At 69.5% G+C, this 23,452-nt stretch carries 23 protein-coding genes; 16 read left to right on the forward strand and 7 right to left on the reverse strand.

Annotation, left to right across the window (positions count from 1 at the left end; genetic code table 11):
- Positions 1 to 226: 226 nt before the first annotated feature.
- From ACMTAK_RS19230 to ACMTAK_RS19250, 5 genes are all read left to right on the forward strand, one after another.
- Positions 227 to 1,234: an ABC transporter permease gene (locus ACMTAK_RS19230; RefSeq protein ID WP_413807360.1), complete on the forward strand. Its 1,008-nt coding sequence runs from the start codon at positions 227 to 229 to the stop codon at positions 1,232 to 1,234.
- Between the two features lie 70 nt (positions 1,235 to 1,304).
- Complete coding sequence (locus ACMTAK_RS19235) at positions 1,305 to 3,095, forward strand: ABC transporter substrate-binding protein (protein WP_413812933.1); 1,791 nt, start codon at positions 1,305 to 1,307, stop codon at positions 3,093 to 3,095.
- Positions 3,096 to 3,182: 87 nt separating this feature from the next.
- The gene (locus ACMTAK_RS19240; protein ID WP_413807361.1) at positions 3,183 to 4,160 is read left to right on the forward strand and encodes an ABC transporter permease; all 978 of its coding nucleotides are present in this window, start codon (positions 3,183 to 3,185) and stop codon (positions 4,158 to 4,160) included.
- A gap of 19 nt (positions 4,161 to 4,179) precedes the next feature.
- Positions 4,180 to 5,250 (forward strand): ABC transporter ATP-binding protein, encoded by a 1,071-nt coding sequence (locus ACMTAK_RS19245; RefSeq protein ID WP_413807362.1) that lies wholly within the window; start codon positions 4,180 to 4,182, stop codon positions 5,248 to 5,250.
- Positions 5,251 to 5,276: 26 nt separating this feature from the next.
- Positions 5,277 to 6,407, forward strand: coding sequence for an ABC transporter ATP-binding protein (locus tag ACMTAK_RS19250; protein WP_413807363.1), 1,131 nt, complete (start codon positions 5,277 to 5,279; stop codon positions 6,405 to 6,407).
- Between the two features lie 17 nt (positions 6,408 to 6,424).
- On the opposite strand, the gene ACMTAK_RS19255 is transcribed toward ACMTAK_RS19250, so the two are convergent.
- Positions 6,425 to 7,207, reverse strand: coding sequence for a GNAT family N-acetyltransferase (locus ACMTAK_RS19255; protein WP_413807364.1), 783 nt, complete (start codon positions 7,205 to 7,207; stop codon positions 6,425 to 6,427).
- A 166-nt stretch (positions 7,208 to 7,373) separates the two neighbouring features.
- Between ACMTAK_RS19255 and ACMTAK_RS19260 the strand changes: the two genes are divergently transcribed.
- From ACMTAK_RS19260 to ACMTAK_RS19270, 3 genes are all read left to right on the forward strand, one after another.
- On the forward strand, positions 7,374 to 7,502 hold the full coding sequence (locus ACMTAK_RS19260; RefSeq protein WP_247616614.1) for a cittilin family RiPP precursor: 129 nt from the start codon (positions 7,374 to 7,376) through the stop codon (positions 7,500 to 7,502).
- Between the two features lie 80 nt (positions 7,503 to 7,582).
- Positions 7,583 to 8,902, forward strand: coding sequence for a cytochrome P450 (locus tag ACMTAK_RS19265; protein WP_413807365.1), 1,320 nt, complete (start codon positions 7,583 to 7,585; stop codon positions 8,900 to 8,902).
- Positions 8,903 to 9,032: 130 nt separating this feature from the next.
- Positions 9,033 to 9,164 (forward strand): hypothetical protein, encoded by a 132-nt coding sequence (locus ACMTAK_RS19270; protein ID WP_413807366.1) that lies wholly within the window; start codon positions 9,033 to 9,035, stop codon positions 9,162 to 9,164.
- Positions 9,165 to 9,182: 18 nt separating this feature from the next.
- Here the strand turns inward: ACMTAK_RS19270 and ACMTAK_RS19275 are convergent, their stop codons facing one another.
- Positions 9,183 to 9,380, reverse strand: a complete 198-nt coding sequence (locus ACMTAK_RS19275; RefSeq protein ID WP_020868650.1) for a hypothetical protein — start codon at positions 9,378 to 9,380, stop codon at positions 9,183 to 9,185.
- 137 nt (positions 9,381 to 9,517) lie between these two features.
- Positions 9,518 to 10,531 carry an NADP-dependent oxidoreductase gene (locus tag ACMTAK_RS19280; RefSeq protein WP_413812934.1) on the reverse strand — a complete coding sequence of 338 codons (1,014 nt, stop codon included), beginning with the start codon at positions 10,529 to 10,531 and terminating at the stop codon, positions 9,518 to 9,520.
- 111 nt (positions 10,532 to 10,642) lie between these two features.
- Here ACMTAK_RS19280 and ACMTAK_RS19285 point away from each other — a divergent pair, with 111 nt between their 5' ends.
- Positions 10,643 to 11,188 (forward strand): TetR/AcrR family transcriptional regulator, encoded by a 546-nt coding sequence (locus ACMTAK_RS19285; RefSeq protein WP_413807367.1) that lies wholly within the window; start codon positions 10,643 to 10,645, stop codon positions 11,186 to 11,188.
- A 52-nt stretch (positions 11,189 to 11,240) separates the two neighbouring features.
- On the opposite strand, the gene ACMTAK_RS19290 is transcribed toward ACMTAK_RS19285, so the two are convergent.
- Positions 11,241 to 12,365: an epoxide hydrolase family protein gene (locus tag ACMTAK_RS19290; protein WP_413807368.1), complete on the reverse strand. Its 1,125-nt coding sequence runs from the start codon at positions 12,363 to 12,365 to the stop codon at positions 11,241 to 11,243.
- A 271-nt stretch (positions 12,366 to 12,636) separates the two neighbouring features.
- On the opposite strand from ACMTAK_RS19290, the gene ACMTAK_RS19295 reads away from it, so the two are divergent.
- The 5 genes from ACMTAK_RS19295 to ACMTAK_RS19315 are packed head-to-tail and all read left to right on the forward strand — an operon-like array spanning position 12,637 to position 18,424.
- Complete coding sequence (locus ACMTAK_RS19295) at positions 12,637 to 14,310, forward strand: peptide ABC transporter substrate-binding protein (protein ID WP_413807369.1); 1,674 nt, start codon at positions 12,637 to 12,639, stop codon at positions 14,308 to 14,310.
- A gap of 3 nt (positions 14,311 to 14,313) precedes the next feature.
- A complete protein-coding gene (locus ACMTAK_RS19300) occupies positions 14,314 to 15,237 on the forward strand; it encodes an ABC transporter permease (RefSeq protein WP_413807370.1) in 924 nt (307 codons plus the stop codon).
- Positions 15,230 to 16,291, forward strand: coding sequence for an ABC transporter permease (locus ACMTAK_RS19305; RefSeq protein ID WP_413807371.1), 1,062 nt, complete (start codon positions 15,230 to 15,232; stop codon positions 16,289 to 16,291). Before ACMTAK_RS19300 ends, ACMTAK_RS19305 begins: the two co-directional genes overlap by 8 nt.
- Positions 16,292 to 16,293: 2 nt before the next feature.
- The gene (locus ACMTAK_RS19310; RefSeq protein WP_413807372.1) at positions 16,294 to 17,394 is read left to right on the forward strand and encodes an ABC transporter ATP-binding protein; all 1,101 of its coding nucleotides are present in this window, start codon (positions 16,294 to 16,296) and stop codon (positions 17,392 to 17,394) included.
- Positions 17,387 to 18,424 carry an ABC transporter ATP-binding protein gene (locus tag ACMTAK_RS19315; protein WP_413807373.1) on the forward strand — a complete coding sequence of 346 codons (1,038 nt, stop codon included), beginning with the start codon at positions 17,387 to 17,389 and terminating at the stop codon, positions 18,422 to 18,424. Before ACMTAK_RS19310 ends, ACMTAK_RS19315 begins: the two co-directional genes overlap by 8 nt.
- On the opposite strand, the gene ACMTAK_RS19320 is transcribed toward ACMTAK_RS19315, so the two are convergent.
- From ACMTAK_RS19320 to ACMTAK_RS19330, 3 genes are all read right to left on the reverse strand, one after another.
- Entirely contained in the window at positions 18,414 to 18,935 is a 522-nt protein-coding gene (locus tag ACMTAK_RS19320; protein ID WP_413807374.1) for a hypothetical protein, read from the reverse strand. The two genes, ACMTAK_RS19315 and ACMTAK_RS19320, sit on opposite strands and share 11 nt — an antisense overlap.
- A gap of 290 nt (positions 18,936 to 19,225) precedes the next feature.
- Positions 19,226 to 19,780, reverse strand: a complete 555-nt coding sequence (locus ACMTAK_RS19325; RefSeq protein WP_413807375.1) for a flavoprotein — start codon at positions 19,778 to 19,780, stop codon at positions 19,226 to 19,228.
- Entirely contained in the window at positions 19,777 to 21,183 is a 1,407-nt protein-coding gene (locus ACMTAK_RS19330) for a hypothetical protein (protein WP_413807376.1), read from the reverse strand. Before ACMTAK_RS19330 ends, ACMTAK_RS19325 begins: the two co-directional genes overlap by 4 nt.
- A 712-nt stretch (positions 21,184 to 21,895) precedes the next feature.
- Here ACMTAK_RS19330 and ACMTAK_RS19335 point away from each other — a divergent pair.
- A complete protein-coding gene (locus ACMTAK_RS19335; RefSeq protein WP_413807377.1) occupies positions 21,896 to 22,102 on the forward strand; it encodes a hypothetical protein in 207 nt (68 codons plus the stop codon).
- A 455-nt stretch (positions 22,103 to 22,557) separates the two neighbouring features.
- Complete coding sequence (locus ACMTAK_RS19340) at positions 22,558 to 22,848, forward strand: hypothetical protein (protein ID WP_413807378.1); 291 nt, start codon at positions 22,558 to 22,560, stop codon at positions 22,846 to 22,848.
- Positions 22,849 to 23,452: the final 604 nt, after the last annotated feature.

The following is a 23,452-nucleotide window of genomic DNA, read 5'->3' on the forward strand; positions in this document are numbered from 1 at the left end:
GGGGATCTCTGTCAAGCACGCCTGGACCTCGATCTGCCAAATCTTCGCTCAAGCTTCGAATGAGCGGCACATCCACCCTTCCCGGACCCTTGACTGTGCCGTTCCCCGATTGCGAAAGTCCGCTCAACCCGACACGCATGCACCACCCTGGCGAGCGGGCGGCGACATGACGCGCATAGACAACGTGAGTTGACGGTGTGACACCAGTGCGGGGGGACGCTACGCGATGACGAGTCCATCCCAGACCGGCGTGGTCGAGAAGACCGCACCGGGCGGCACGGAGGGCGAGGCGCCGGCCGGTCTGGCGCCCCGCCAGCTGATGTGGCGGCGCTTCAGACGCGACCGCACCGGTGTGATCTCCGCGTGCGTGGTGGTCTTCTTCTTCGCCGTCGCCGTACTGGCGCCGGTGATCGCCTGGCTGTACGGCAAGGATCCGTACACCACGTACGGACTGGACCGGCCCGAGCTGCTGGACCCCCTCACCGGCTATCCGATGAAGCCCAACGGCGGCGTCGACGGCGAGTTCTGGTTCGGCATCGAGCCCAAGCTGGGCCGCGATGTGCTGACCCAGCTCGTCTACGGCATCCGCACCTCCCTGCTGATCGGGCTGGCCGCGACCGTGCTGTCCACGCTCACCGGCATCGTGATCGGCGTGGTGGCGGGCTATACGGGCGGCCGCACCGACTACTTCCTCGGCCGCCTCATCGATCTGCTGCTGTCCTTTCCGCAGCAGCTGTTCTTCGTCGCCTTCATGCCGGTGGTCACCGCGCTGTTCGTCAGCCCGCAGAAGGAGACGCCCACCTATTTCCGGGTGACGGCCCTGGTGATGGTGTTGTGGCTGCTGGGCTGGATGCAGCTGGCCCGGCTGCTGCGCGGCCAGGTGCTCTCCCTGAGGGAGCGTGAATTCGTCGAGGCGGCCAGGGTGACCGGCGCCTCGCCGTGGCGGATCGTCCGCAAGGAGCTGCTGCCCAACCTCGTCACGCCCATCCTGGTGCAGTCCACGCTGATGCTGCCGAACTTCGTGACGACGGAGGCGGCGCTGTCCTTCCTCGGCGTCGGCGTGGTGGAGCCGACCCCCGACTGGGGCCGGATGTTCGCCAAGGGCGCGAACTTCTACGAGGGCGACATCACCTACATGTTCTTCCCCGGCATCGCCATGGTGGTCTTCGTGGTCGCCTTCAACCTGCTCGGGGACTCGGTCCGGGACGCGATGGACCCCAAGACCACGCGGTGACCGGGGGCCGGCGGGCCCAAGGCAGTGAACGGCAAGTCTTCCGTCCGATGAGGCAGGTGCAGTGACCACGATGACGCCCAAGAACAGTCGCAGAGCCCGTACCTACGCCGTCGCCCTGGCCGTGGGGGCCCTGGCGCTCGCGGGGTGCAGCAGCGGTGGCGGTGGCTCGAACCCCAAGGATTCGAACGAGCCCAAGATGGAGTCCCAGGACATCACCCTCGGCACCGCCGCCGACTCCACCGGACCGGCCAAGGACCTGCCGGGCGCCAAGAAGGGCGGCACCGTCACGGTGCTGCAGCGGGACGCCTTCGAGCATCTGGACCCGGGGCAGATCTATGTCAGCGATGAGCTGATCATGCAGACCCTCTTCAACCGGACGCTGACGAACTACCAGTTCGACGACAAGACGGGCAAGGCCAAGCTGGTCGGCGACCTCGCCACCGACACCGGCAAGTCCTCCGACGGCGGCCGCACCTGGACGTACACCCTCAAGGACGGGCTGAAGTACGAGGACGGCTCGCCCATCACCTCCAAGGACGTCCGGCACGCCATCGAGCGGCTCTACGCGCCGTTCGAGGCCGCCGGCCCGACCTATCTGCAGCAGTGGCTCTCCGGGGAGGGCCAGAAGTACCGCAAGGCGCTTCCGGACGGCCCCTACAAGGGCAAGCACCTGCCCAAGTCGGTGCTGGACACCCCGGACGACAAGACCATCGTCTTCCACTTCGACCAGCCGCGCGCCGAGGTGCCGTTCGCGGTCGCCATGCCCAACATCGGGGCGGTGCCGCCGGGCAAGGACACCAAGGAGAAGTACGACAAGGCCCCGCTGGCCTCCGGTCCGTACAAGATCCAGAACTTCAAGCCGGGCAAGAGCGTCCAGTTCGTCAAGAACGACCAGTGGGACCCCAAGACCGACTCGATACGCCATCAGTACGTCGAGAAGTTCGACGTCTCCTTCGGCCACCAGTGGGTGGACTCCACCCGCCGGCTCCAGGCGAACAAGGGCGCCGACCGGAACGGGATGACGTGGACCAACGCGGTCGACCCGTCGCAGATCTCCACGGTCCTCAAGGACAAGGAGGCGATGTCCCGGTCGCTGACCGAAACGCAGCCCTATGTGGATGTCGTTTCGATCAACGTTGATCGGGTCAAGGACAAGAAGGTGCGCGAGGCGATCGCCTGGGCCTTCCCCAGCGGTCAGTACCTCCAGCAGTTCGGCGGTCCGAAGGCCGGTGAGATCGGCGGCGGGCTGGTCGGCCCCACGCTCAAGGGCTACGACCCCGAGTTCGACCCGTTCCAGAAGAAGAAGTACCCCGGCGGCAACGCCAAGAAGGCCAGGGAACTGCTGAAGGAGGCGGGCAAGGAGAACTACGAGCTCGTCTACGCCTACGGCAACGGCGACACCCACCAGGACGCCTCGGTGGTCGTCGAGCGGGCCCTGGAGCGGGCCGGCTTCAAGGTGCAGAAGAAGGAGATCGACCAGTCGACCTATTACACGCAGATCGGAAAGGTCAAGAACAAGTTCGATCTGTACCGGTCCTCGTGGGGAGCCGACTGGCCGTCCGCCTCGACCGTGGTTCCGCCGGTGTACGGCGGCGACAACGTCTACGACGACTCCGCGAACTACTCGCACCTCAACGTCCCGTCGGTCAACGACGAGATCGGCAAGGTGACCAAGGTCAGCGATCTGAGCCGGGCCACCTCGGAGTGGATCAAGCTCAGCGAGAAGATCCTCACCGATGAGATCCCCGCCGTCCCGACCTTCTACAACCGGCTGTTCACCCTCTGGGGCTCAGGGCTGGGCGGAGTGAAGTTCAACTCGGTCTACGGCGCCGTGGACCCGACGGCCGTCTTCATCAAGTAGCCCCGGCCGCACCCAGGCAGCGCAGCGCCCGGCCGCGTCCGCTCCGGCGGACGCGGCCGGGAACCCTAGCGGAAGATCACCGACGTCATGTTGAGATTCCTCGCCCGCCGGTCCCTCGGCGCGATCGTGATCCTGATCCTGATCAGCGCGATCACGTTCTTCCTGTTCTTCGCCCTGCCCGCCGAACCGGCCCGGCTCGCCTGCGGCAAGAACTGCGATCCCACCTCGCTCGCCATGATCAACAAGAATCTGGGCCTGGACCAGCCGGTGCCGGTCCAGTACTGGAAGTTCATGGTGGGGATCTTCGCCGGTCGGGACTTCGCCGTGGGGCACTGCGACGCACCCTGCTTCGGCTACTCCTTCGTCAGCCAGGAGCCGGTCTGGGGCACCATCGTCGACCGCTTCCCGACCACCCTCTCGCTCGCCCTCGGCGGCGCCGCCGTCTTCCTGGTCTGCGGGATCGGCATCGGCATGATCGCGGCCTGGCGGCGCGGCACCTGGATCGACAAGTTCTTCAGCTCGCTGTCGCTGCTCGGCGCCTCGATGCAGATCTACTTCGTCGGGGTACTCGCCCTGGCCTGGTTCGTCAGCGGGCTGGGGATCATGGACCAGCCCGCCTACTACCCCTTCACCGACAATCCGGCGAAGTGGTTCAGCGGGATGCTGCTGCCCTGGGTGGTGCTCTCGCTGATCTTCATGGCCAACTACAGCCGGATGACCCGCTCCCAGATGGTCGAGCAGTTGCAGGAGGACCATGTCCGCACGGCGAGGGCCAAGGGGCTCTCCAGCCGTACGGTCTTCTTCCGCTACGCCTGGCGCGGCGCCATCGCCCCCATCGTCACCATCTTCGGCATCGACCTCGGATCGCTCCTCGGCGGGGCCATGGTCACCGAGTACACCTTCACCCTGCACGGCATCGGACGGCTGGCGGTGGAATCCGTCCAGCTCACCGATCTGCCGATGCTGATGGGCGTGATGCTGGTCAGCTCCGCGGCCATCGTGGTGTTCAACATCCTGGTCGACGCCGCCTACGCCTTCATCGACCCGCGCGTGCGCCTCGCCTGACAGACCCGGAGCTGCCGAGATGACCACACTCACCAAGCCCGACGACGGCGCGACGCCGCCACCGGCCCCCGGCGACGGCGCCTTCCTGTCCGTACGCGATCTGTACGTCCGGTTCTCCACCGAGGACGGGATCGTCAAGGCCGTCGACGGCCTCTCCTTCGACCTCGAACGCGGCCGGACGCTCGGCATCGTGGGCGAGTCCGGCTCCGGGAAGTCCGTCACCAACCTCACCGTGCTGGGCCTGCACGACCCGCGCACCACCACCGTCAGCGGCGAGATCCTGCTGGACGGGCAGGAGCTGACCGGCGCGCCCGAGCGCACCCTGGAGCGGCTGCGCGGCAACACCATGGCGATGATCTTCCAGGACCCGCTGACCGCCCTGTCGCCGTACTACACGGTGGGCCGCCAGATAGCCGAGCCGTACCGCAAGCACACCGGCGCCTCCAAGAGCGAGGCCCGCTCCCGGGCGATCCAGATGCTTCAGAAGGTCGGCATCCCCAACCCGCGGCTGCGGGTGGACGACTATCCGCACCAGTTCTCCGGCGGGATGCGGCAGCGCGCGATGATCGCGATGTCGCTGGTCTGCGACCCCGATCTGCTGATCGCCGACGAGCCGACCACCGCGCTCGACGTCACCGTGCAGGCCCAGATCCTGGATCTGCTGAAGGACCTCCAGCAGGAGTTCGGCTCCGCGATCATCCTCATCACCCATGACCTGGGCGTGGTGGCCAACACCGCCGACGACCTGCTGGTGATGTACGCGGGCCGGGCCGTGGAGCGCGGTACGGTCCGCGAGGTGCTGCGGGCGCCCCAGCACCCGTACACCTGGGGACTGCTGGGCTCCATGCCGCGGCTGACCTCCGCCGTGGACGAGCCGCTGAGCCCCATACCCGGCTCCCCGCCGAGCCTGCTCAGCCCCCCGCCGGGCTGCCCCTTCCACCCGCGGTGCAGCTACACCGACCAGGTGGAGGGCGACCGCTGCGCCACCGAGCGGCCGTCGCTGCCGGACGGCCGCGGCGCGGCCTGCCATCTGAGCGCCGAGCGGAAACAGACCCTCTTCACCGAGCAGATCAAGCCCCGGCTGGGCTAGGGACCAGGGCTTAGGAGCGCTGACGCATGAGCATCGAGTCGGGCACGCCCGAACCCCTCCTGGTCACCGAGAAGCTGACCAAACACTTCCCGATCATGGGCGGCTTTCCGTATCGGCGGAAGGTCGGGGCCGTACAGGCGGTGGACGGGGTCGATCTGACCGTGCACGCCGGGGAGAGCTTCGGGTTGGTCGGCGAGTCCGGCTGCGGCAAGTCCACCACGGGCCGGCTGCTGACCCGGCTGCTGGAACCCACCAGCGGCACGATCACCTACCGGGGCCGGGACATCACCCACGCGGGCCGCAAGGAGCTCGCCCCGATCCGCTCCGAGATCCAGATGATCTTCCAGGATCCGTACTCCTCGCTGAACCCCCGGCAGACCGTCGGCACCATCATCTCCGGCCCCATGGAGATCAACGGCATCGATCCGCCGGGCGGCCGGGAGACCCGGGTGCGCGAACTGCTGGAGATCGTGGGCCTCAACCCCGAGCACTACAACCGCTTCCCGCACGAGTTCTCCGGCGGCCAGCGCCAGCGCATCGGGGTGGCCCGCGCGCTCGCCCTGGAGCCCAAGCTGATCGTGGCCGACGAACCGGTCTCGGCACTGGACGTCTCCATCCAGGCGCAGGTCGTCAATCTGCTCCAGAAGCTCCAGCGGGAGCTGGGCATCGCCTTCCTGTTCATCGCCCATGACCTCGCCGTCGTACGCCACTTCTCGCAGCGCGTCGCCGTGATGTACCTGGGCAAGGTGGTCGAGGTGGGCGACCGCGAGTCCATCTACCGCCGCCCCCGCCACCCGTACACCCACGCCCTGCTGTCCGCGGTGCCGGACGCGGCGGTGGTGATGGCCGAGGAGGCCTCGGACGGCCCGGACGCCGTGGCGAACACCCGCAGGGAGCGCATCCGGCTCGCCGGGGACGTCCCTTCCCCCATCAACCCGCCCTCCGGCTGCCGCTTCCGCACCCGCTGCTGGAAGGCCCAGGACAAATGCGCGCGGGAGGAGCCTCCGCTCATCCGCCTGGACGGCAACCGCGAGGGCCACCTGTCCGCCTGTCACTTCCCCGAGGACCCGACGCTGGAGGCCCGCGAGGAGGACGTGGTGCTGGACCCGGCGCTGATCGCGGCGGAGTCGGAGGCCCTGCCGCGCAAGGAGCCGTGACAAGCTGAAACCAGGCCTCAGAACCGCGAGAAGGAATGCACCCGCCCGACGGCGGTGAACCCGCGGCGGCCGTACCAGCGCAGCGGCCAGTCGTCCTGGTCGGCGACGAGGAACCGCAGCGCGCACCCCGCGGCGGCCGCGCGGCGCAGCGCGTCGGCCAGGACGGCGCCGGCGTAGCCGCGGCGCAGATACGGCTCGGCGGTCGCCACCTCCTCGATCTGGGCGACTCCGGCGGCGGGCTCCAGATACAGATCGGCCCAGGAGGCGATCTCGCCGCTGTCGTCGTGGGCGGCGAGGAAGAGCACCTCCTCGGCCCCGGCCCGCCGGGCGGTGCGCCGCTCCACGAGGTCGTGCACGGTCTTCTCGTCCGCGTCCGGCATCCACCGCCACTGCTGTGCCGTCACCGCCCGCCGCAGCAGCCCGTGCGGATACGGCCCCAGCTCCCGCTCCACCACATCGGCCGCCCCGGCCTCCGGCACCGGCCCGGTGTGGACCATCAGCACCTCGGTGACATGGGTGTACCCGGCCCGTTCGAGCGCGGGCACACAGAGCAGACCCAGGGCCTCGTCATGGACCGTGATCCGGCGGTGCGGCAGGAAGGCCATGGCCTCATCGGCGAGCGCGGGCAGCCCCTCGGGGTCGGCGGGCCCGGTGATATGCAGCTGATTGTGCTCATGGGAGCGTGCGTACTCCCGGTGCAGCACCAGGAAACCGCCCGGCACCTCCCGCACTTCACCGGCCTGTCGACGGGCGAAGGAGATCCGGAAGTCGATGATGCGCTGAAGGTCGTTCTCCGACACGTCGCGATCATAAGCGAACCCGCCCAATGACGCGGCTTTCGATAACTGGTGAACGCGGATAACCCCCCAGGTAAAAGGAATTAAACGATCCACTACCTCCTGATGGAAAATGTCAACTCTTGATAGTTCTGTAGCGGATATTTACTGTCTAGCGCATGTCGGAACAGTGACTCCACTGCGTCCGGCCCCCAACGAGAGGGAGGTGTTCGCCATGCGCAAGCTGATCCTCACCGGAGCGCTCTTCGCCCGGCTTACTCGTAAGGACCGTCTCACGCTGCCGTACTCGTACTACTAAACCGGCGCGGGTGAGCGGGCGGTGGCCGCGGCGGCGATGCCGCGGCCACCGCCGTCGGCCACGATCCGAGGGGGACGTCCATGACCGCCGCTCCTTACCGCACCGACCTGCCGGGCCCCTCCGGGGACAAGTACCTCGGCAATCTGCACGCCTTCTCCTCCGATCCGCTGGGCTTTCTGACCGACTGTTCGCGCCGCTACGGCGACGTGGTCCGGCTCGGCGAGAACAACGTGCTGCTGACCGATCCCGGCGACGTGGAGAAGATGCTGGTCGACCGGGACTCCCTGTTCTCCAAGGCCAGCGCGGACACCCGGCGCGGCTCGCGGCGGCAGGGCTTCCCGCACTCCACCATGAACAGCGACGGCGACCGGTGGAAGGCCAAACGTCACCGGCTGCAACCGGCGTTCGGGCGGTCGCTGTCCACCAGGGCGGCCGAAATCGTGGACGCCCAGGGCGGGAAGCTGCTGGGCACCTGGCGGCCCGGCCAGGCCCGTACGCTCCAGGACGACATCGCCGTGGTGACCCTGCGGCTGGTCACCCAGCTGATGTTCGGGGACGAGTTCAGCGACCGGGACACCGCCGAAGTGGCCCGGCTGGTGGCGCCCATCATGGACCTGTCGACCTCGCCGGTCCTGCTGCCCGAGTGGGTGCCGACCCCGCGCAAGCTGCGCATCCGCCGCTCGATGACCCGCATCGACCGCACCCTGCGCGCCCTGGCCGCCTCCCCCGCCGCGAACGACCCGGAGCGCGCCCCCGTGCTGCACGCCCTCGTCCACGGCACTCCCGCCCCCTCACCGGAGGAACTCCGGGACGAGCTGGCCACCTTGATCATGGCGGGTTTCGAGACCACCAATGACGCGGTGGTCTGGACGAGCGTCCTGCTGGCCCGGCACCCCCGGATCGCCGAGCGGGTGCGGGCCGAGGCCGACGCCGCCTTCGCCACCACCCCCGCCGGGCTCGCCCGGATGGAGGCCCTGCCCTACACCCACGCCGTCGTCCGCGAGGCGCTGCGCCTCTACCCCCCGGTCTGGCTGACCAGCCGGGACGCGCGGGAAGACCTCGACTTCGGCGGCTATCTCATCCCCGCCGGGACCACCGTCACCGTCAGCCAGTGGGTGGCCCACCGCGATCCGCGCTTCTGGGAGGAGGCCGAGGCGTTCCGCCCCGAGCGCTGGCTGGGCGGCGGCCCCTCCTCGGTACCGCGCGGCTCGTACTTCCCCTTCGGACTCGGCCCCCGCGTCTGCGTGGGAGCCGCCGTGGCCACCACCGAGACGGTCCACCTGGTGGCCGACATCTGGCGCCGCTTCCGGCTGGAGCTGACCACCCCGGACCGCGTCCACCCCCGCCCGGCCCTCGCCCTCCAGCCGGTGGGCGCCGAGGTGGTCCCGCGCCCCTGGTGACCCGGCAGCCGGGCTCGCGGCCGTCAGGGCTCCGGGACGGGGCCGTAGACGGCCGTGGGAGCGGCCGTGGCCCAGGCCCAGTAGCGGTCGCCGTACGACATTGCCGGCCCGAGCGGGGACGTCCGACCCGGTGGACGGAGCAGTCGCGGTGCTCGCCGCGCGGCGGGAGGCGACGATCGCCACCTCCGGCCCCGACGACATTCGGCATTTGCTCGACCGGCTCGGCGGCCGGGGCAAGCGGGTGGCCGTCCAGCGGGTCTGAAGGCCGGCCGCCACGGCCTCAGGTACCCCACATCATGTTGGACAGCGCCACGAACAGCACAAAGGCGATGCCCACGCCCTGCGCGGCCTTGCCCCAGCCAGGCATGGATTCGCCCCGCTTGACCGCCGAGCGCTGCGCGGAGAAGGCGAACGCCAGCGCGATGAGGGCGAGGGGGCCGAGCACGATGGACAGCCAGTCGACTTGCACGGGGGTCATGGCGGAACTTCCTTACGTTCTCCTCGGCTACGGGCCGCCCATCCTCCTCGGGACCGCCGGGACCCCTCCCGAGGAGCGATGCCCCCGCCTTCGCCACGCGTCCGCGTCCGTACGGCTCGTTCCTAGGCGACTCGTTCCTAGGCGACCGTGAGCACGATCTTGCCTTGGATATGCCCTCGGGCGGCGCGTTCGTGCGCCGCTCGGGCGTCCGCGAGCGGGAACGTGCTGTCCACCGCGACGCGAACCGTGCCCGCGTGGAGCAGGAGGCCCAGTTCGGCGAGTTGCGCACCGCTCGAGCGGACCTGGGTGGCCGTGACCGTGACGCCCAGCCTCGCGTTCTCCTCGTCGTCGAACTCGCCGAAGTAGACCGGGTAGAGGGATCCGCCGCGCTTGAGGGTGCGCAGGAAGCGCCTGCTGTCGGGGCCTCCGACGGTGTCCAGGACGAGATCGACGTCACGGGCGACCTCCTCGGGCCGCTCCTTGGTGTAGTCGATGAACTCGTCGGCGCCGAGCTCGCGCAGGAACGCCTCGTGGGCCCCGGAGGCCACGGCGATGACGCGGGCCCCCTTCCACTTGGCCAGCTGGAGAGCGAGGTGCCCCACGCCACCGGCGGCGCCGTTGATGAGCACCGTGGTCTCGCTGTCGAGTGCCATCGGGCGGTGCCGGGCCTCTTGGAACGGCGAGGGATGGTCATGCCCGAGCTCGATCAGGAACTGCCACGCCGTCAACCCCGACATGGGCAGCCCGGCCGCGTGCACATGATCGATGGCGGCCGGCTTGCGGGCGAGGTCGGACGCCGGCGCGGTGACGTACTCGGCGTACGCGCCGCCCTGAAGAGCGATGGGGAAGCGCAGCAGGCCGATCACCTCGTCTCCGGCCGCGAAGCCGCTGACGTCGGCGGCGACGGCTGCCACGACGCCCGAGACGTCGGTCCCTGGTATCAGGGGGAGCTGGAACGGGGGCTTGAGCTCCGGAGGTACGTCGGGCATTCCCTCGCGTGCGTACCAGTCGGGAGGGTTGATGCCGACCGCGTGCACGCGGATGAGCACCTCACCCGGCGCCGGTTCTGGAACCGGCGCCTCCTCATAACGCAGCACCTCGGGGCCGCCGAACTCGTGCAGCCGGATCGCCCTCATCGTGCGTGTCAACATCATTTTCTCCTGCCCCGCCGCGCGGGATACGCTGATCGGATCAGTGGTCCATATTTCCGAACCACTGATCCGAATATATGGACCACTGGTCCGGATAGTCAAGGGGGACAGATGCGGGCCGACGCCAGGAAGAACCGTGACCACCTGCTCGCAGTCGCGGGCACCGTCATCGCCGAGCAGGGCGTCGACGCGTCGCTGCGCGACATCGCACGCAAGGCCGAGGTGGGGCTCGCGACGCTGCTCCGCCACTTTCCGACGCGCGAGGCGCTGCTGGAGGCCCTGCTTCACACGAGCTTCGACGAGCTGACGACAAAGGCGCACGAGCTCGAAACGTCGAGCTCGCCCGAAGACGCTCTCGCTTCGTGGCTGCGCGACTGCGTCGCGTGGACAACTGAGTATCGGGGCGTGACCGTGCTGATGGCAGCCGCCATCGAGGACACCGAATCCGCACTCCACGCTTCGTGCGTCACCCTGCGCGCAGCCGGCGCGCGGCTCCTCGCCCGCGCCCAGGCCGCGGGCATGGCGCGGACAGACATCGATGGCACCGATCTCTTCGCGCTGATCGCGGCGCTCGCATGGCTCGGCGACCAGCCCTCGCTCGCGTCGCGCGCCGATCGCCTCTTCGAGGTTGTCGCGAGCGCGATCCTGACGAAATGACGTTCCCCAAGGCCGGTCTCTCCACGGCCGGTCTCGCCACGGCCTGCGCCGGTCAGCGCAGGCCGCGGAAGAACGTCCGTACGTCACCCACCAGCAGCTCCGGGACCTCCATCGCCGCGAAGTGGCCGCCCGCCTCGAACTCCGACCAGTGGGTGATCGCATGCCATGGCCCGGCGAGGCGGCGGATCGCGGTGTCGCCCCGGAAGACCGCGACGCCGGTGGGGACCCCGGAGCGCTCGGGGGACGCACCCCAGGCCGAGGCCGCCTCCTTGTAGAGGCGGGCGGCGGGGCCCGCCGTGTTGGTGAACCAGTACAGGGAGACATTCGTCAGGACCGCGTCGCGGTCGAGGGCCTCGGGCTTGTCGCCATGGGCGGCGAACCAATCCACGTTCCAGGCCAGTTGGCCGACGGGCGAGTCGGCGAGGCCGTAGGAGAGGGTCTGGGGGCGGGTGCCCTGGACGGCGGCGTAGCCGGACAGCTCGCGGCGCCAGCGGTCGAGCCCGGTCAGGCGTGAGCGTTCGGCCGGGGTCAGCTCCCCCAGCCCGGCCGGGTCGGTCGGCCCCGCCGTCACCAGGGCGTTGACATGGACGCCGACGACCCGCGACGGCGCCACCCGGGCCACCTCGGGGGAGATCAGCGAGCCGAAGTCGCCGCCCTGTGTGCCGTAGCGCTCGTACCCGAGGCGCCGCATCAGCTCCGTCCACGCGGTGGCGATGCGGCGGATGCCCCAGCCGGGCTCGTGCGGCGGGGCGGAGAAGGCGAAGCCGGGAAGGGACGGGATGACGACGTGGAAGGCGTCGGCCGGGTCGCCACCGTGTCCGCGCGGATCGGTCAGCGGGCCGATGACCTCGGTGAACTCCGCGACCGAACCGGGCCAGCCATGGGTGATCAGCAGCGGCAGGGCATCCGGCTCGGGCGAACGGACCTGGAGGAAGTGCACCCGCTGCCCGTCGATCTCGGTCGTGAACTGCGGAAACGCGTTCAGCCGCGCCTCTCGGGCCCGCCAGTCGAACCCGGTGGCCCAGTACGCGGCCAGCTCGCGGACATGGTCGAGCGATGCCCCGTCGGACCAGCCGGCGCCCGGGAGCCGCTCCGGCCAGCGGGTGCGCTCCAGGCGGCGGCGCAGATCGTCGAGGTCGGCTTCGGGGACGGCGATGCGGAAGGGACGGATCTCCATGAGCCGCACGGTAGGCGCGGTCGCGGACGGGGAGTGTCCGCGACGCCCGGAAATCTTCGGTAACAGGGCTTGAAGGAGAGCCTGTTGATACGGGAAAGTGTTCGAGAAAGCGCTTGCCGAGCGAGGGACGTACCGCTCGGCTCGCGCTTCCCCAAACCTCCCTCACCTCCGGCCCCGCCACCCCGGACAGCGGTCATCGACGTGCGCCGTCGCCCCAGCGGATGTCAGATGGGCCTAAGGCCGATCTTGGACCGGATCGTCGGGAGGCGCCATGCGTCGCGGAGTCCCGTATTCCCTGCGTGCCCGGCCTTCCCTGGGCGCCCGGCACTCCGTGCGTGCCGTCGTCCTGATCGTGACGGCCGCGACCACCGCGACCACCGTGACCGCCTGCGGCGGCGGGGACAGCGGCTCCGCCGCCGGTGTCGTCCGCTCCTCCTGGGGCGATCCCCCCAATCCGCTGGAGCCCGCCAACACCAATGACGTCCAGGGCGGCAAGGTCCTCGACATGATCTTCCGGGGGCTCAAGCGCTACGACCCGAGGACCGGCGAGGCCAAGAACGCGCTTGCGGAACGGATCGAGAGCTCCGACCAGCGGAACTACACCATCACCCTCAAGAAGGGCTGGCGGTTCGCCAACGGCGAGAAGGTCACCGCCGCGTCCTTCGTGAACGCCTGGAACTACGGCGCCCGGATCGACCACAAGCAGCGCAACGCCTACTTCTTCGAGTACATCGAGGGCTATGACAAGGTCCACCCCGCCTCCGGCGGCGCCCCCACCGCCAAGGCCCTCTCCGGACTGCGGGTCAGGAACGACCGGACCTTCACCGTCCGGCTCACCCAGAAGTTCTCCACCTGGCCCAAGACCCTCGGCTACAACGCCTATGTGCCGCTGCCCCGGGCGTTCTTCGAGGACCACGCCGCCTGGCTGAGGAAGCCCATCGGCAACGGCCCGTACCAGGTGCGGTCGTACGCCAAGGGCTCGGTGATGAAGCTGCGCGCCTGGGACGGCTATCCCGGCTCGGACAAGGCCCGTAACAAAGGCGTCGACCTACGCGTCTACACCGATAGCAACACCGCCTACACCGATCTCCAGGCGGGCAATCTCGATCTGGTCGACGATGTCCCGGCGCAGCAGCTGAAGTTCGTCCGCTCCGATCTCGGCAACCGCTACCTCAACCAGCCCGCCGGGATCATCCAGACCCTCACCTTCCCGATGTACGACCGCACCTGGAGCGGCCCGGCGAAGGCCAAGGTCCGCCGGGGCATCTCGATGGCGATCAACCGTGCGCAGATCACCGATCGGATCTTCCAGGGCACCCGCACCCCCGCGACCGACTGGACCTCGCCGGTGCTGCGCCGCCAGGGCGGCTATCAGCCGGGGCTGTGCGGGGACGCCTGCCGCTACGACCCGGTCCGGGCACGCAAGCTGATCACGGCGGGCGGCGGGCTGCCCGGAGGCCGGATGACGATCACGTACAACGCCGACACCGGCTCCCACAAGGACTGGGTGGACGCGGTCTGCAACAGCGTCAACACCGTGCTGCGGAACGACCGGGCCTGCGTCGGCAAACCGGTCGGCACCTTCGCCGACTACCGCAACAAGATGGCGGGGAAGAAGATGACCGGGCCGTTCCGGGCCGGCTGGCAGATGGACTATCCGCTGATCCAGAACTTCCTCCAGCCGCTGTACTACACCGGCGCCTCCTCCAACGACGGCCACTTCAGCGACACCGGCTTCGACCGGCTGGTGAACCAGGCCAACGCCGCCTCCGCCGACGGCCGGGCCATCGCCGGATTCCGGGACGCGGAGAAGATCCTCGCCGAGCAGATGCCCGCGATCCCGCTGTGGTATCAGAACGGCAGCGCGGGCTATTCGCGGCGGCTCAGCGAGGTGGCGCTCAATCAGTTCAGCGTGCCGGTCTACTCGCAGATCAGGGTCGGCTGAGCCATGGGCCGCTATACGCTGCGTCGGCTGCTGCAGATGATCCCGGTCTTCGTCGGCTCCACCTTCCTGATCTTCTTCATGGTGTACGCGCTCGGCGACCCGGTGGCCGCGCTCTTCGGCGACAAGGCCCCCGACCCCGCCACCGCCGCCCGGATCCGTAAGGATCTGTATCTGGATGAGCCGCTGTGGCGGCAGTACGCGCACTACATGGGGCAGATCTTCAGCGGCCACTTCGGTACGGCCTTCAACGGGCAGCCGGTGACCGAGCTGATGGCGAGAGCGTTCCCGGTCACCCTCCGGCTCACCCTCGTCGCGGTCGCCTTCGAGATGGCGCTGGGCATCACCCTGGGCGTCCTCAGCGGGCTGCGCCGGGGCCGGGGTCTTGACACCTCGGTGCTGCTGCTCACCCTCGTCGTGGTCTCCGTCCCGACGTTCGTCAGCGGCACGGTGCTCCAGTATCTGTTCGGCGTGACGTGGGGCTGGGTCAGGCCGTCGGTCTCGCCGGAGGCGCCGCTGAACGAACTGCTGCTGCCCGGGGTGGTGCTGGGGCTGGTCTCGCTCGCGTACACCACCCGCCTCACCCGTACCTCCATCGTGGAGAACGCCCGCGCCGACTACGTCCGCACCGCCGTCGCCAAGGGGCTGCCGCGCCACCGGATCGTCACCCGCCATCTGCTGCGCAACTCGCTGATCCCGGTGGTGACCTTCATCGGCACGGACATCGGCGCGCTCATGGGCGGGGCGATCGTCACCGAGCGGATCTTCAACATCCACGGCGTGGGCTACCAGCTCTACCAGGGCATCCTGCGCCAGAACTCGCCGACCGTCGTCGGCTTCGTCACCATCCTGGTGATCGTCTTCCTGCTCGCCAATCTGCTCGTCGACCTCCTCTACGCCGTGCTCGACCCGAGGATCCGGTATGCCTGAGCCCTTTGACACGCGCTACGACGTGACCGAGGCGATCGCACCGCCCGGGAGCGGCGGCGGCCGTCCGGTGGACCCCGCCGCCTCCGCCCCCCGGACGCTGAAGGGCGGGCCACGGCGCGGCCCCTGGCGACGCCTCCGGCTCCCCTGGCGCGGGGAGCCCGGCCGCCGCTCCGGCGGACCCCGCCGCTCCGGCGGACCGGCCGCGCCCACCGGACGGGGGCTGTGGACGGACGCCTGGCACGATCTGCGCCGCAATCCGATCTTCGTCGTCTCCGCGCTGATCATCCTCTTCCTCGTCGTGATCGCGATCTGGCCGCAGCTGATCGCGAGCGGAAACCCGTACCACGGCGACCTGGCCAAGGCGCAGGACGGCCCGGCCCCCGGCCACCCCTTCGGCTACGACCTCCAGGGCCGCGATGTCTACACCCGCACGGTCTACGGCGCCCGCGCCTCCATCACCGTCGGCATCTGCGCCACCCTCGGCGCGGCGCTGCTGGGCAGCGTGCTGGGCGGGCTCGCCGGGTACTTCGGCGGCTGGTGGGACGCGCTGCTCTCGCGAATCGCCGATGTCTTCTTCGGCATCCCGATCCTGCTGGGCGGGCTGGTCTTCCTGTCGGTGGTCACCAGCGGTTCGGTCTGGCCGGTGGTGGGCTTCATCGTGCTGCTGGGGTGGCCGCAGATCTCCCGGATCGCACGCGGCTCGGTGGTGACCGTCAAGGAACACGACTACGTCCAGGCGGCGCGGGTGCTCGGCGCCACCAGCGGCCGGACGCTGCTGCGCCATATCGCCCCCAACGCCGTGGCCCCCGTGATCGTCGTCGCGACCATCGCGCTGGGCACCTACATCTCGCTGGAGGCCACGCTGTCGTTCCTCGGCGTGGGGCTCAAACCGCCCACCGTCTCCTGGGGCATCGACATCTCCTCGGCCGCGACCCAGATCCGCAACGCCCCGCACATGCTGCTGTGGCCTGCCGGGGCGCTGTCCATCACGGTGCTCGCGTTCATCATGCTCGGCGACGCGGTGCGCGACGCCCTCGACCCCAAGCTGCGCTAGCCATGGCGGCCCGCCTGCTGGAGGTACGGGACCTCCGCGTCGAATTCCGCACCCGGGACGGGGTCGCCGAGGCCGTCGGCGGGGTGAGCTACGGCCTGGACGCGGGCCGCACCCTCGCCGTGCTGGGCGAGTCGGGGTCCGGCAAGTCCGTGACCGCCCAGGCGATCATGGGCATCCTCGACTCCCCGCCCGGCCGGGTCACCGGCGGCCAGGTGCTGTTCCAGGGGCGGGACCTGCTGACGATGGGCGCGGAGGAGCGCCGCCGGATCCGGGGCTCCGCCATGGCGATGATCTTCCAGGACGCCCTCTCCGCCCTCAACCCGGTGATCCCCGTGGGCGCCCAGCTCGCCGAGATGTACGAGGTGCACCGCGGGATGTCCCGCAAGGACGCCCGGCGGCGGGCGGTCGAGCTGATGGACCGGGTCCGCATCCCGGCGGCGGGGCAGCGGACCGGGGACTATCCGCATCAGTTCTCCGGCGGGATGCGCCAGCGCATCATGATCGCCATGGCGATGGCGCTGGAGCCGGACCTGATCATCGCCGACGAGCCGACCACGGCCCTGGACGTGACCGTCCAGGCCCAGGTCATGGAGCTGCTCGCGGAGTTGCGCCGGGAGTACGCCATGGGGCTGGTCCTCATCACCCATGACCTGGGCGTGGTCGCGGACGTGGCCGACACCATCGCCGTGATGTACGCGGGGAGGATCGTGGAGACGGCGCCGGTACGCGACCTCTACCGGCGCCCCGCCCACCCGTACACCCGCGGGCTGCTGGACTCCGTGCCGCGCGTGGACCAACGGGGCGAACGGCTCTACGCGATCAAGGGAACGCCGCCCAGCCCCCTCGCCCTGCCCTCCGGCTGCCCCTTCCACCCGCGCTGCCCGCGCGCCCAGGACGTCTGCCGCGCGGAACGGCCGCCGCTGTACGAGGTGGTGGCGGCGGGCGCGTCCCCGCCGGAGGCGTACCCGGCGTCCTCCGCGTCCCCCGCGTCCCCGACGGGCGCGCCCCAGGCGTCCTCCGCGTTCCCCGCGTCCCTGGTGTCCTCCGCGTCCGGCGGGCGAACCAGCGCCTGCCACTTCTGGAAGGAGGAGCTGCATGCCTGAGCGCATGCCTGAGCCCGACGGGCCGGTCCTGGAGGTCCGCGACCTGGCCAAGCTCTATCCCCTGACCCAGGGCGTGGTGTTCAAGCGGCGGATCGGCGCCGTCCGGGCGGTCGACACGGTCTCCTTCGCCCTGCGACGCGGGGAGACCCTCGGCATCGTCGGCGAGTCCGGCTGCGGCAAGTCCACCGTCGCCAAGCTGCTGGTCAGCCTGGAGCGGCCGACGGCCGGGACGATCCACTACCGGGGCGAGGACATCACCCGGCTGTCGGGCCGGGCGCTGCGGGCCGTCCGCCGCAACATCCAGATGGTGTTCCAGGACCCGTACACCTCACTCAACCCCCGGATGACGGTGGGCGACATCATCGGGGAGCCCTTCGAGATCCACCCCGAGGCGGCCCCCAAGGGCGACCGGCGGCGGGCGGTCCAGGAGCTGCTGGAGGTCGTGGGGCTCAGTCCGGAGCACCTCAACCGCTATCCCCACCAGTTCTCCGGCGGCCAGCGCCAACGCATCGGCATCGCCCGGGGCTTGGCGCTACGGCCGGAGGTCATCGTCGCGGACGAGCCGGTCTCGGCGCTGGACGTATCGGTGCAGGCGCAGGTGGTCAATCTGATGGAGCGGCTGCAGGACGAGTTCGGCCTGGCGTACGTCTTCATCGCCCACGACCTGTCGGTGGTCCGGCACATCGCCGACCGGGTCGCCGTGATGTACCTGGGCCGCTTCGCCGAAACGGGGACGGGCCCCGAGATCTACGATCACCCCACGCATCCGTACACCCAGGCCCTGCTGTCCGCCGTCCCGGTCCCGGACCCGGAGTCGGGCGAGCGCCGCGAACGCATCCTCCTGGCCGGCGACGTCCCCTCCCCGGCCAACCCGCCCTCCGGCTGTCGCTTCCGCACCCGCTGCTGGAAGGCGCAGGAGCGCTGCGCGACGGAGGTGCCGGTGCTGGCGGTGCCGACGGGCCTGGCGGGCCCCGCCGCCCACGCCTCGGCCTGCCACTTCGCGGAGGAGCGCGCGGGGGTCAGGGCATGATGTCGAAAATGCTCCCGCCGGAGTCGTTCCCCAGCCTCGTGCCCGGCCCCTGGGGTACCACCTTGTGCACCGGGTGGACACGCAACTGGACTTGGGGCGCGAACGCCTGCATGGCGGTGGCGAGCAGGGCGTGATCCACCTTCCATAAGGCGATGAACCGGCTGTTCCTGACCACCTCGTGCTCGATATGCGGCGCGATACCCGCGCTGAGCTGCGGGGTGAGCCCATGGTTGGGGCCGGGAGGGTCCGGCACGCCCGGCCGCAGCTTCAGACCTATCCGCCGTATCGGCCTCTCCGTGGTCTTTTTCGTGGACCACAGAACGACGGCTTCGATGTCCCGCCACGGCACGACGGCCGTGAACCGCCGGTAGCGCGTCACGGGGCCGCCCAGGGTGACGCCCGACTCATCGGCCCGGAAGGCCACCAGCCGCTTCCAGCCGACGCCCGAGAAGAACTGGAACGGTGTGCGGGTGTAGTACTCCTGATAGACCGGTGAGTGAGGGGCAGTCATGCCACGACCCTACGAGGCGCGGCGCGGCGCCGTCTCGCGCCTTCGGCGCATTTGAGCATGGGTCGGGAGGTGGGGGGCGGAGCGCCATCGCCGGGCGCCGGGCCGCCGGGGTTGGCGCCGGTGGCGGCGCCCGTGCTCGGGGGCCGAGGCCGTTGCCGGACTACCGGACCGGCTCCGGGTTGGCCGGGGGTGGGGTACCCCTCTGGAAAACGTTTGACAAATTAGTTGCAACACTCTGGCGAATGTATTTTTTTCGTGCATCTGTGCCAAGTGTTGGGGACAGGGGTTGGTCAGTCGTTGTGTTCGACGGTGTCGAGGGCCAGGCTCCACGGGAAGGTCTCGAGCAGCGCGCTGCCGGAGCCGGGGGCGTGGGGCTCTGGGCCGTGTCCCTTGCCGTGCAGGATGCTGACGCCTGCGGATCGCAGGTCTGCGATGTTGCGCCGGTAGGCGGGGTGCGCGGCCAGTGCCGCGTTGACGAACGGGAGTACGGCCACGGGGATGCCCAGCCCGATGGACTCGGCGAGGATGCCCAGCGCGTAGGTGTCGCTGATGCCCAGTGCCCATTTGTTGATGGTGTTGTAGGTGGCGGGGGCGACGATGATGGCGTCTGCCTGCGGGGTTGAGCGGGTGCCGTCGCCGGGTTTTCGGTATTCGCTGCGGATGGGCCGTCCAGTCTGGGCTTCGAGCGCTGAGACGTCTACGAAGGTTCGTCCCGCTGGGGTGGTGATGATCTGCACGTCCCAGGACCGGTCTTGGGCTTGCTGGATGAGCTTGCCCACGTGTGCGGCGGGTCCGGCGGCGCAGACGATGACGTAGAGGGTCCGCTGAGGTGGCGGTGTGGTCATGGACGGGCTCCGACTCGGGCGGCAAGCTCGGGCAGGCCGCGCAGTTCACCGCGTACGTCCTGGTGCTGGATTCGTCCGACCAGTGCCTTGACGGTCGGGCGGGTGCGGATCTCTTCGGGGGCGAGGTCCTCGGCGGTGCGCAGGGCCGCGTACGCCTGGGGGTATTTGTTCCATTGCTCGCAGGCCCTGGCTACGTCTACCCAGAGGGTCGCCTGGCGTTCACGGACGTTGATGGTGTCGATGTCAATCGCGCGGGCGTAGGCGAGTGCTGCTCCGGCGTCGCCAAGGGTGGTGGAGATGTTGACCCGGTGGAGAAGCACGTTGGTCGGGCCGAAAGCGGTCCATTGGCGGTTGGCGTCGCTGCCGAGCATACGGGCGGCACGTTCGGCCTCGTCGAGGAGTTCGGTTGCTGAGTCGCGGTCGGCTTGCTCGGCTGCGGCCACTGCGCCCCGCAGGAGGAGAGCACCGTAGATGGACTGGTGATCAGGCGAGTGTGTGATGGACTTCGGGTCGAGTCGCTGAGCGCGTGTGCGTGCGAGGTCGGCGGCCTGGCCGCCGTGTCCCATAGCCATGTAGGCATGGACAAGGATGCGGGCGCTGGCTGCCTGGGTGAGGGGGTCCTCGCTGGTCCGGGCTGCGTGCATGCTGCGGTCGGCGGTGATGGCTGCCGGGCCTCGGTCGCCGAGTTTGAGTAACAGGCTGGTTGTGGTGTGGTACAGCTCCGCCAGGCATGCATGCGCGGTTAGCCGGTCATCTCCGGTCAGGACCTCGCATGCCGCCTCGCACTCGGTGAGAACGCGCGGGAGATCGTTGGCGAGGGTCGTGTACTCGCACGCCTGGTAGGTGCGTTTCGCCCAGGTGACGGCTGTTCTGAGTTCGGCGGGGGTGCGCGGCTGCGGTTCTCCGACGCTGAAGGCGGAGAGGTGGTGCAGGAGGGGGGCGGCAAGCCCGGTGTGCTGTGGTGCGTTGCTGGCCCCTGCGGATGGTGTTGTGGCTGCGGCCAGCAGCGCGGCGCCTGACAGGCTCATGAAATCGCGTCGTAGCACGTGATCGTCTCCACGGTCCATGCCGATACGGGCCATCGGCCGTATGGCTCCAGACGCGGGGGTGTGCGATTCCCAGGGGCGAGGTGCAAGACCAAGTAACGCGCCGGGAATCCTGAGCCCGTCGGCTACAGCAATGATCTTGTCGATCGTGGTGATCCGGCCTTTGCCCTTGGTGACGACTCCGACCCGGTCGGTCTTCATTCCGCAGGCATCAGCGATTTTGGTGAAACTGATGCCGCCCCATTTGCGGGCGAGAGTGAAGACTGTCCCAAAGTCGTGGCAGGCGAGAGCCGCGCGCATGTCCTCACGTTCCAGGACGTGCGGCGGGAGTGCTGCTGGTGAGACGTAGTCGGTCATCTCGTGCCCCCGCGCATCTCTGACGTGATGAAGTATCGATCAGTGCCTGCGTCCCGAGCCTACCCATGATGGGTCTACTCACTATGGGTTAGAGACCGATCGGCGGCAGAGCAGTTGGCAATGCCACGTGCCGCGTCTCCTGAAGGCCCCCGGCGCTCGGCGGAATGCAAGGTGATCTGGGGCCGAGTCCACCCATGGTGGGTCTACCCATCATGGGGTAACGCGCAGACCACATAAACGGTGACGCTGGGAGATCAAGACCCCCGCGACGTTGCTGCGTCCGGGGGCGTGGTCAACGCTGCAAAGGAGCGTCAACAATGCGGAAGACTACCGCCCGATGTGTGGAATGGCTGTTACGGCTGCTGCTGCCTGCTTCAGGCCGCCACCGAGTCGCTGGAATCCGGCCAGGCATCCCGTGCGTGGATACGCCGACCATTCGCCTGGCACGCGTACCCCTGGCACACGCATGGGCGCCCCATGGTGCGGACGTCCCGGGCACTGGTCTTGTCCGGCCGTATGTGGTCGCACATGAGCGGGAGCGACAGCGGGGGGCCGTTGGACGCGGTGTGAAGGCGGTGGCGCTGTGAGTGTGCAACCGCGTTTGTTGCCGTGGCCTGGTCCTGCGGGACAGCGGTGCTATCTGGTCTCGGATGCGGACGGTGAGGGGTACCTGTCGCGGCTGGCTGACGAGATGGAGGCGGTTCAGCTTCAGATGGGCACTGAACTCATCGGCCATGCCCGCCTGATGCTCGGTGACCGGAAGACGGACGCCCGAGAGCTCCGCTACCTCTCCAACCGCCTGATCGAAGCGCTGCAAGACGCGCTCCGGATCGCGGAGAGTCGCGGCGGACGTCTGCCCGTGCCCGACGAGTCCGAGAGCGACAGCCCGGCTCAGAGGGGCGAGGGGGGCGCGGAATGAGTGAGGTGTCGGGAGGCTGGCAGGTGGGTCCGGCTCCGGGGCGTGGTCTGCGTCCCGGGAAATACGGTCTTCTTGAACTGCCGCTTCACGTGCTCCGGCCTGGCCGCACGTCGTTGGCGTCGCTGGTGCTGACGGTGGTGGAAGCGGAGCAGTTGCATGCCGCCTTGTGTTACGCGCTCGGGGGCGAACCTGCACCCGAGGACGCGCCGGAGTGCCGTCAGCCGGTCCGTTACCCCGGTGGCCGACAGCGGTACTAAGGGCTGCTTGGGCCGGATGACGCGCAACAACTGAAGAAGCAACACCGGACCACCCCTCTCGCCTGGACAGCTGTCGGGGTGGTCCGGCTGGGGATCGATGAACCCCGGTGCCGATGGTACCGGGGCCGTCGTCGTGCTCTCACTCGACGTGCCCGGTGATGGCTGGTCAGTTGGCTTGTACGGAAGGGGACTTGACGGATGTGCGGCCCTGGGGGCGACGGGTTCGAGGGAGAGGCGGCAGACCTGGAGGCGGGGATATGGGTGCGCGGAGTGGACTACCTGAGCGGCTGGCGGGACGCGAGAGAGGCCGCAACCGAGCTGGGGGATGCGCTGCGGCTCGTGGGTGTGGAATCGGCCGGGGTGCGGCTTCGTGCCGCTTCGGGCCCGGACGGCTCCGGGGTGGTGCGGCTTGAGCTGTCGGCGGCGTCGGCGCGTGAGGTGGCGGTGCTGGCGCGGGTGACGGCGGCCCGGTGGGGCAGGGCGGGGTGATCGGGGTGGCCGGTGGCGGGCGTGCGGTGCTGGATCGGCGCGCTGTGGGCACCGCCGCCGGCCGTAGCGGCTTTTGGGCGGGAGCTGCCACGGGGCGAGAGAACAGGGGGCCTTACGCTGGCCCGGCGAATCGGGCGGGTCTGTGATCCTGCCCGCGTTTGCGACCGATCGGCCCCCTGTTCTTGGAGGCTCGCCCCGTGGTGGCTGCCTAAAAGCCGCGTAGGCCGTCGGCCCCAGCCACAACGCCCCCGCCCCGAACGGCGGTCGGCTCCTCGGCGAACCATCGCGGGTGCGCTGGGAGTGTGGGCGGTGGGCGTCCGACGGGACCGGCGGCCACGCCGCAGCCCGGCGGGGCGGCCAGGCCGCCCGGCGCGCCGCAAGGCGCGCCCTTGAGTAAGTGAAGACAAGTTTCGACACCTCGCCGGTCTGCTGGCGGCCTGCTGGCTGTCGGCGAGGAAAGCGACTGGCCTTGCGTGCCAGTGACAGGCGCCCTGATCCAGGGGCGCACCGGAGAACGAAGGAGAGGGGCACTCATGATCGCCCGCTTTACATCATCGGTCTACACGCCCTGGAGGGTGCCCAATAACCGGCGAGAGAAGAGCAA

It is taken from the genome of Streptomyces lacaronensis, assembly GCF_047337785.1.
GTDB lineage: Bacteria > Actinomycetota > Actinomycetes > Streptomycetales > Streptomycetaceae > Streptomyces > Streptomyces lycopersici.

What these genes read in the sequence shown, in the direction of transcription:
- ACMTAK_RS19230 (WP_413807360.1), top strand. Translation starts at nt 227, where the DNA reads ATGACGAGTCCATCCCAGACCGGCGTGGTCGAGAAGACCGCACCGGGC.
- ACMTAK_RS19235 (WP_413812933.1), top strand. Translation starts at nt 1,305, where the DNA reads ATGACGCCCAAGAACAGTCGCAGAGCCCGTACCTACGCCGTCGCCCTG.
- ACMTAK_RS19240 (WP_413807361.1), top strand. Translation starts at nt 3,183, where the DNA reads ATGTTGAGATTCCTCGCCCGCCGGTCCCTCGGCGCGATCGTGATCCTG.
- ACMTAK_RS19245 (WP_413807362.1), top strand. Translation starts at nt 4,180, where the DNA reads ATGACCACACTCACCAAGCCCGACGACGGCGCGACGCCGCCACCGGCC.
- ACMTAK_RS19250 (WP_413807363.1), top strand. Translation starts at nt 5,277, where the DNA reads ATGAGCATCGAGTCGGGCACGCCCGAACCCCTCCTGGTCACCGAGAAG.
- ACMTAK_RS19265 (WP_413807365.1), top strand. Translation starts at nt 7,583, where the DNA reads ATGACCGCCGCTCCTTACCGCACCGACCTGCCGGGCCCCTCCGGGGAC.
- ACMTAK_RS19275 (WP_020868650.1), bottom strand. Translation starts at nt 9,380, where the DNA reads ATGACCCCCGTGCAAGTCGACTGGCTGTCCATCGTGCTCGGCCCCCTC.
- ACMTAK_RS19280 (WP_413812934.1), bottom strand. Translation starts at nt 10,531, where the DNA reads ATGTTGACACGCACGATGAGGGCGATCCGGCTGCACGAGTTCGGCGGC.
- ACMTAK_RS19285 (WP_413807367.1), top strand. Translation starts at nt 10,643, where the DNA reads ATGCGGGCCGACGCCAGGAAGAACCGTGACCACCTGCTCGCAGTCGCG.
- ACMTAK_RS19290 (WP_413807368.1), bottom strand. Translation starts at nt 12,365, where the DNA reads ATGGAGATCCGTCCCTTCCGCATCGCCGTCCCCGAAGCCGACCTCGAC.
- ACMTAK_RS19295 (WP_413807369.1), top strand. Translation starts at nt 12,637, where the DNA reads ATGCGTCGCGGAGTCCCGTATTCCCTGCGTGCCCGGCCTTCCCTGGGC.
- ACMTAK_RS19300 (WP_413807370.1), top strand. Translation starts at nt 14,314, where the DNA reads ATGGGCCGCTATACGCTGCGTCGGCTGCTGCAGATGATCCCGGTCTTC.
- ACMTAK_RS19305 (WP_413807371.1), top strand. Translation starts at nt 15,230, where the DNA reads ATGCCTGAGCCCTTTGACACGCGCTACGACGTGACCGAGGCGATCGCA.
- ACMTAK_RS19310 (WP_413807372.1), top strand. Translation starts at nt 16,294, where the DNA reads ATGGCGGCCCGCCTGCTGGAGGTACGGGACCTCCGCGTCGAATTCCGC.
- ACMTAK_RS19315 (WP_413807373.1), top strand. Translation starts at nt 17,387, where the DNA reads ATGCCTGAGCGCATGCCTGAGCCCGACGGGCCGGTCCTGGAGGTCCGC.
- ACMTAK_RS19320 (WP_413807374.1), bottom strand. Translation starts at nt 18,935, where the DNA reads ATGACTGCCCCTCACTCACCGGTCTATCAGGAGTACTACACCCGCACA.
- ACMTAK_RS19325 (WP_413807375.1), bottom strand. Translation starts at nt 19,780, where the DNA reads ATGACCACACCGCCACCTCAGCGGACCCTCTACGTCATCGTCTGCGCC.
- ACMTAK_RS19330 (WP_413807376.1), bottom strand. Translation starts at nt 21,183, where the DNA reads ATGACCGACTACGTCTCACCAGCAGCACTCCCGCCGCACGTCCTGGAA.
- ACMTAK_RS19335 (WP_413807377.1), top strand. Translation starts at nt 21,896, where the DNA reads ATGGGCACTGAACTCATCGGCCATGCCCGCCTGATGCTCGGTGACCGG.
- ACMTAK_RS19340 (WP_413807378.1), top strand. Translation starts at nt 22,558, where the DNA reads ATGTGCGGCCCTGGGGGCGACGGGTTCGAGGGAGAGGCGGCAGACCTG.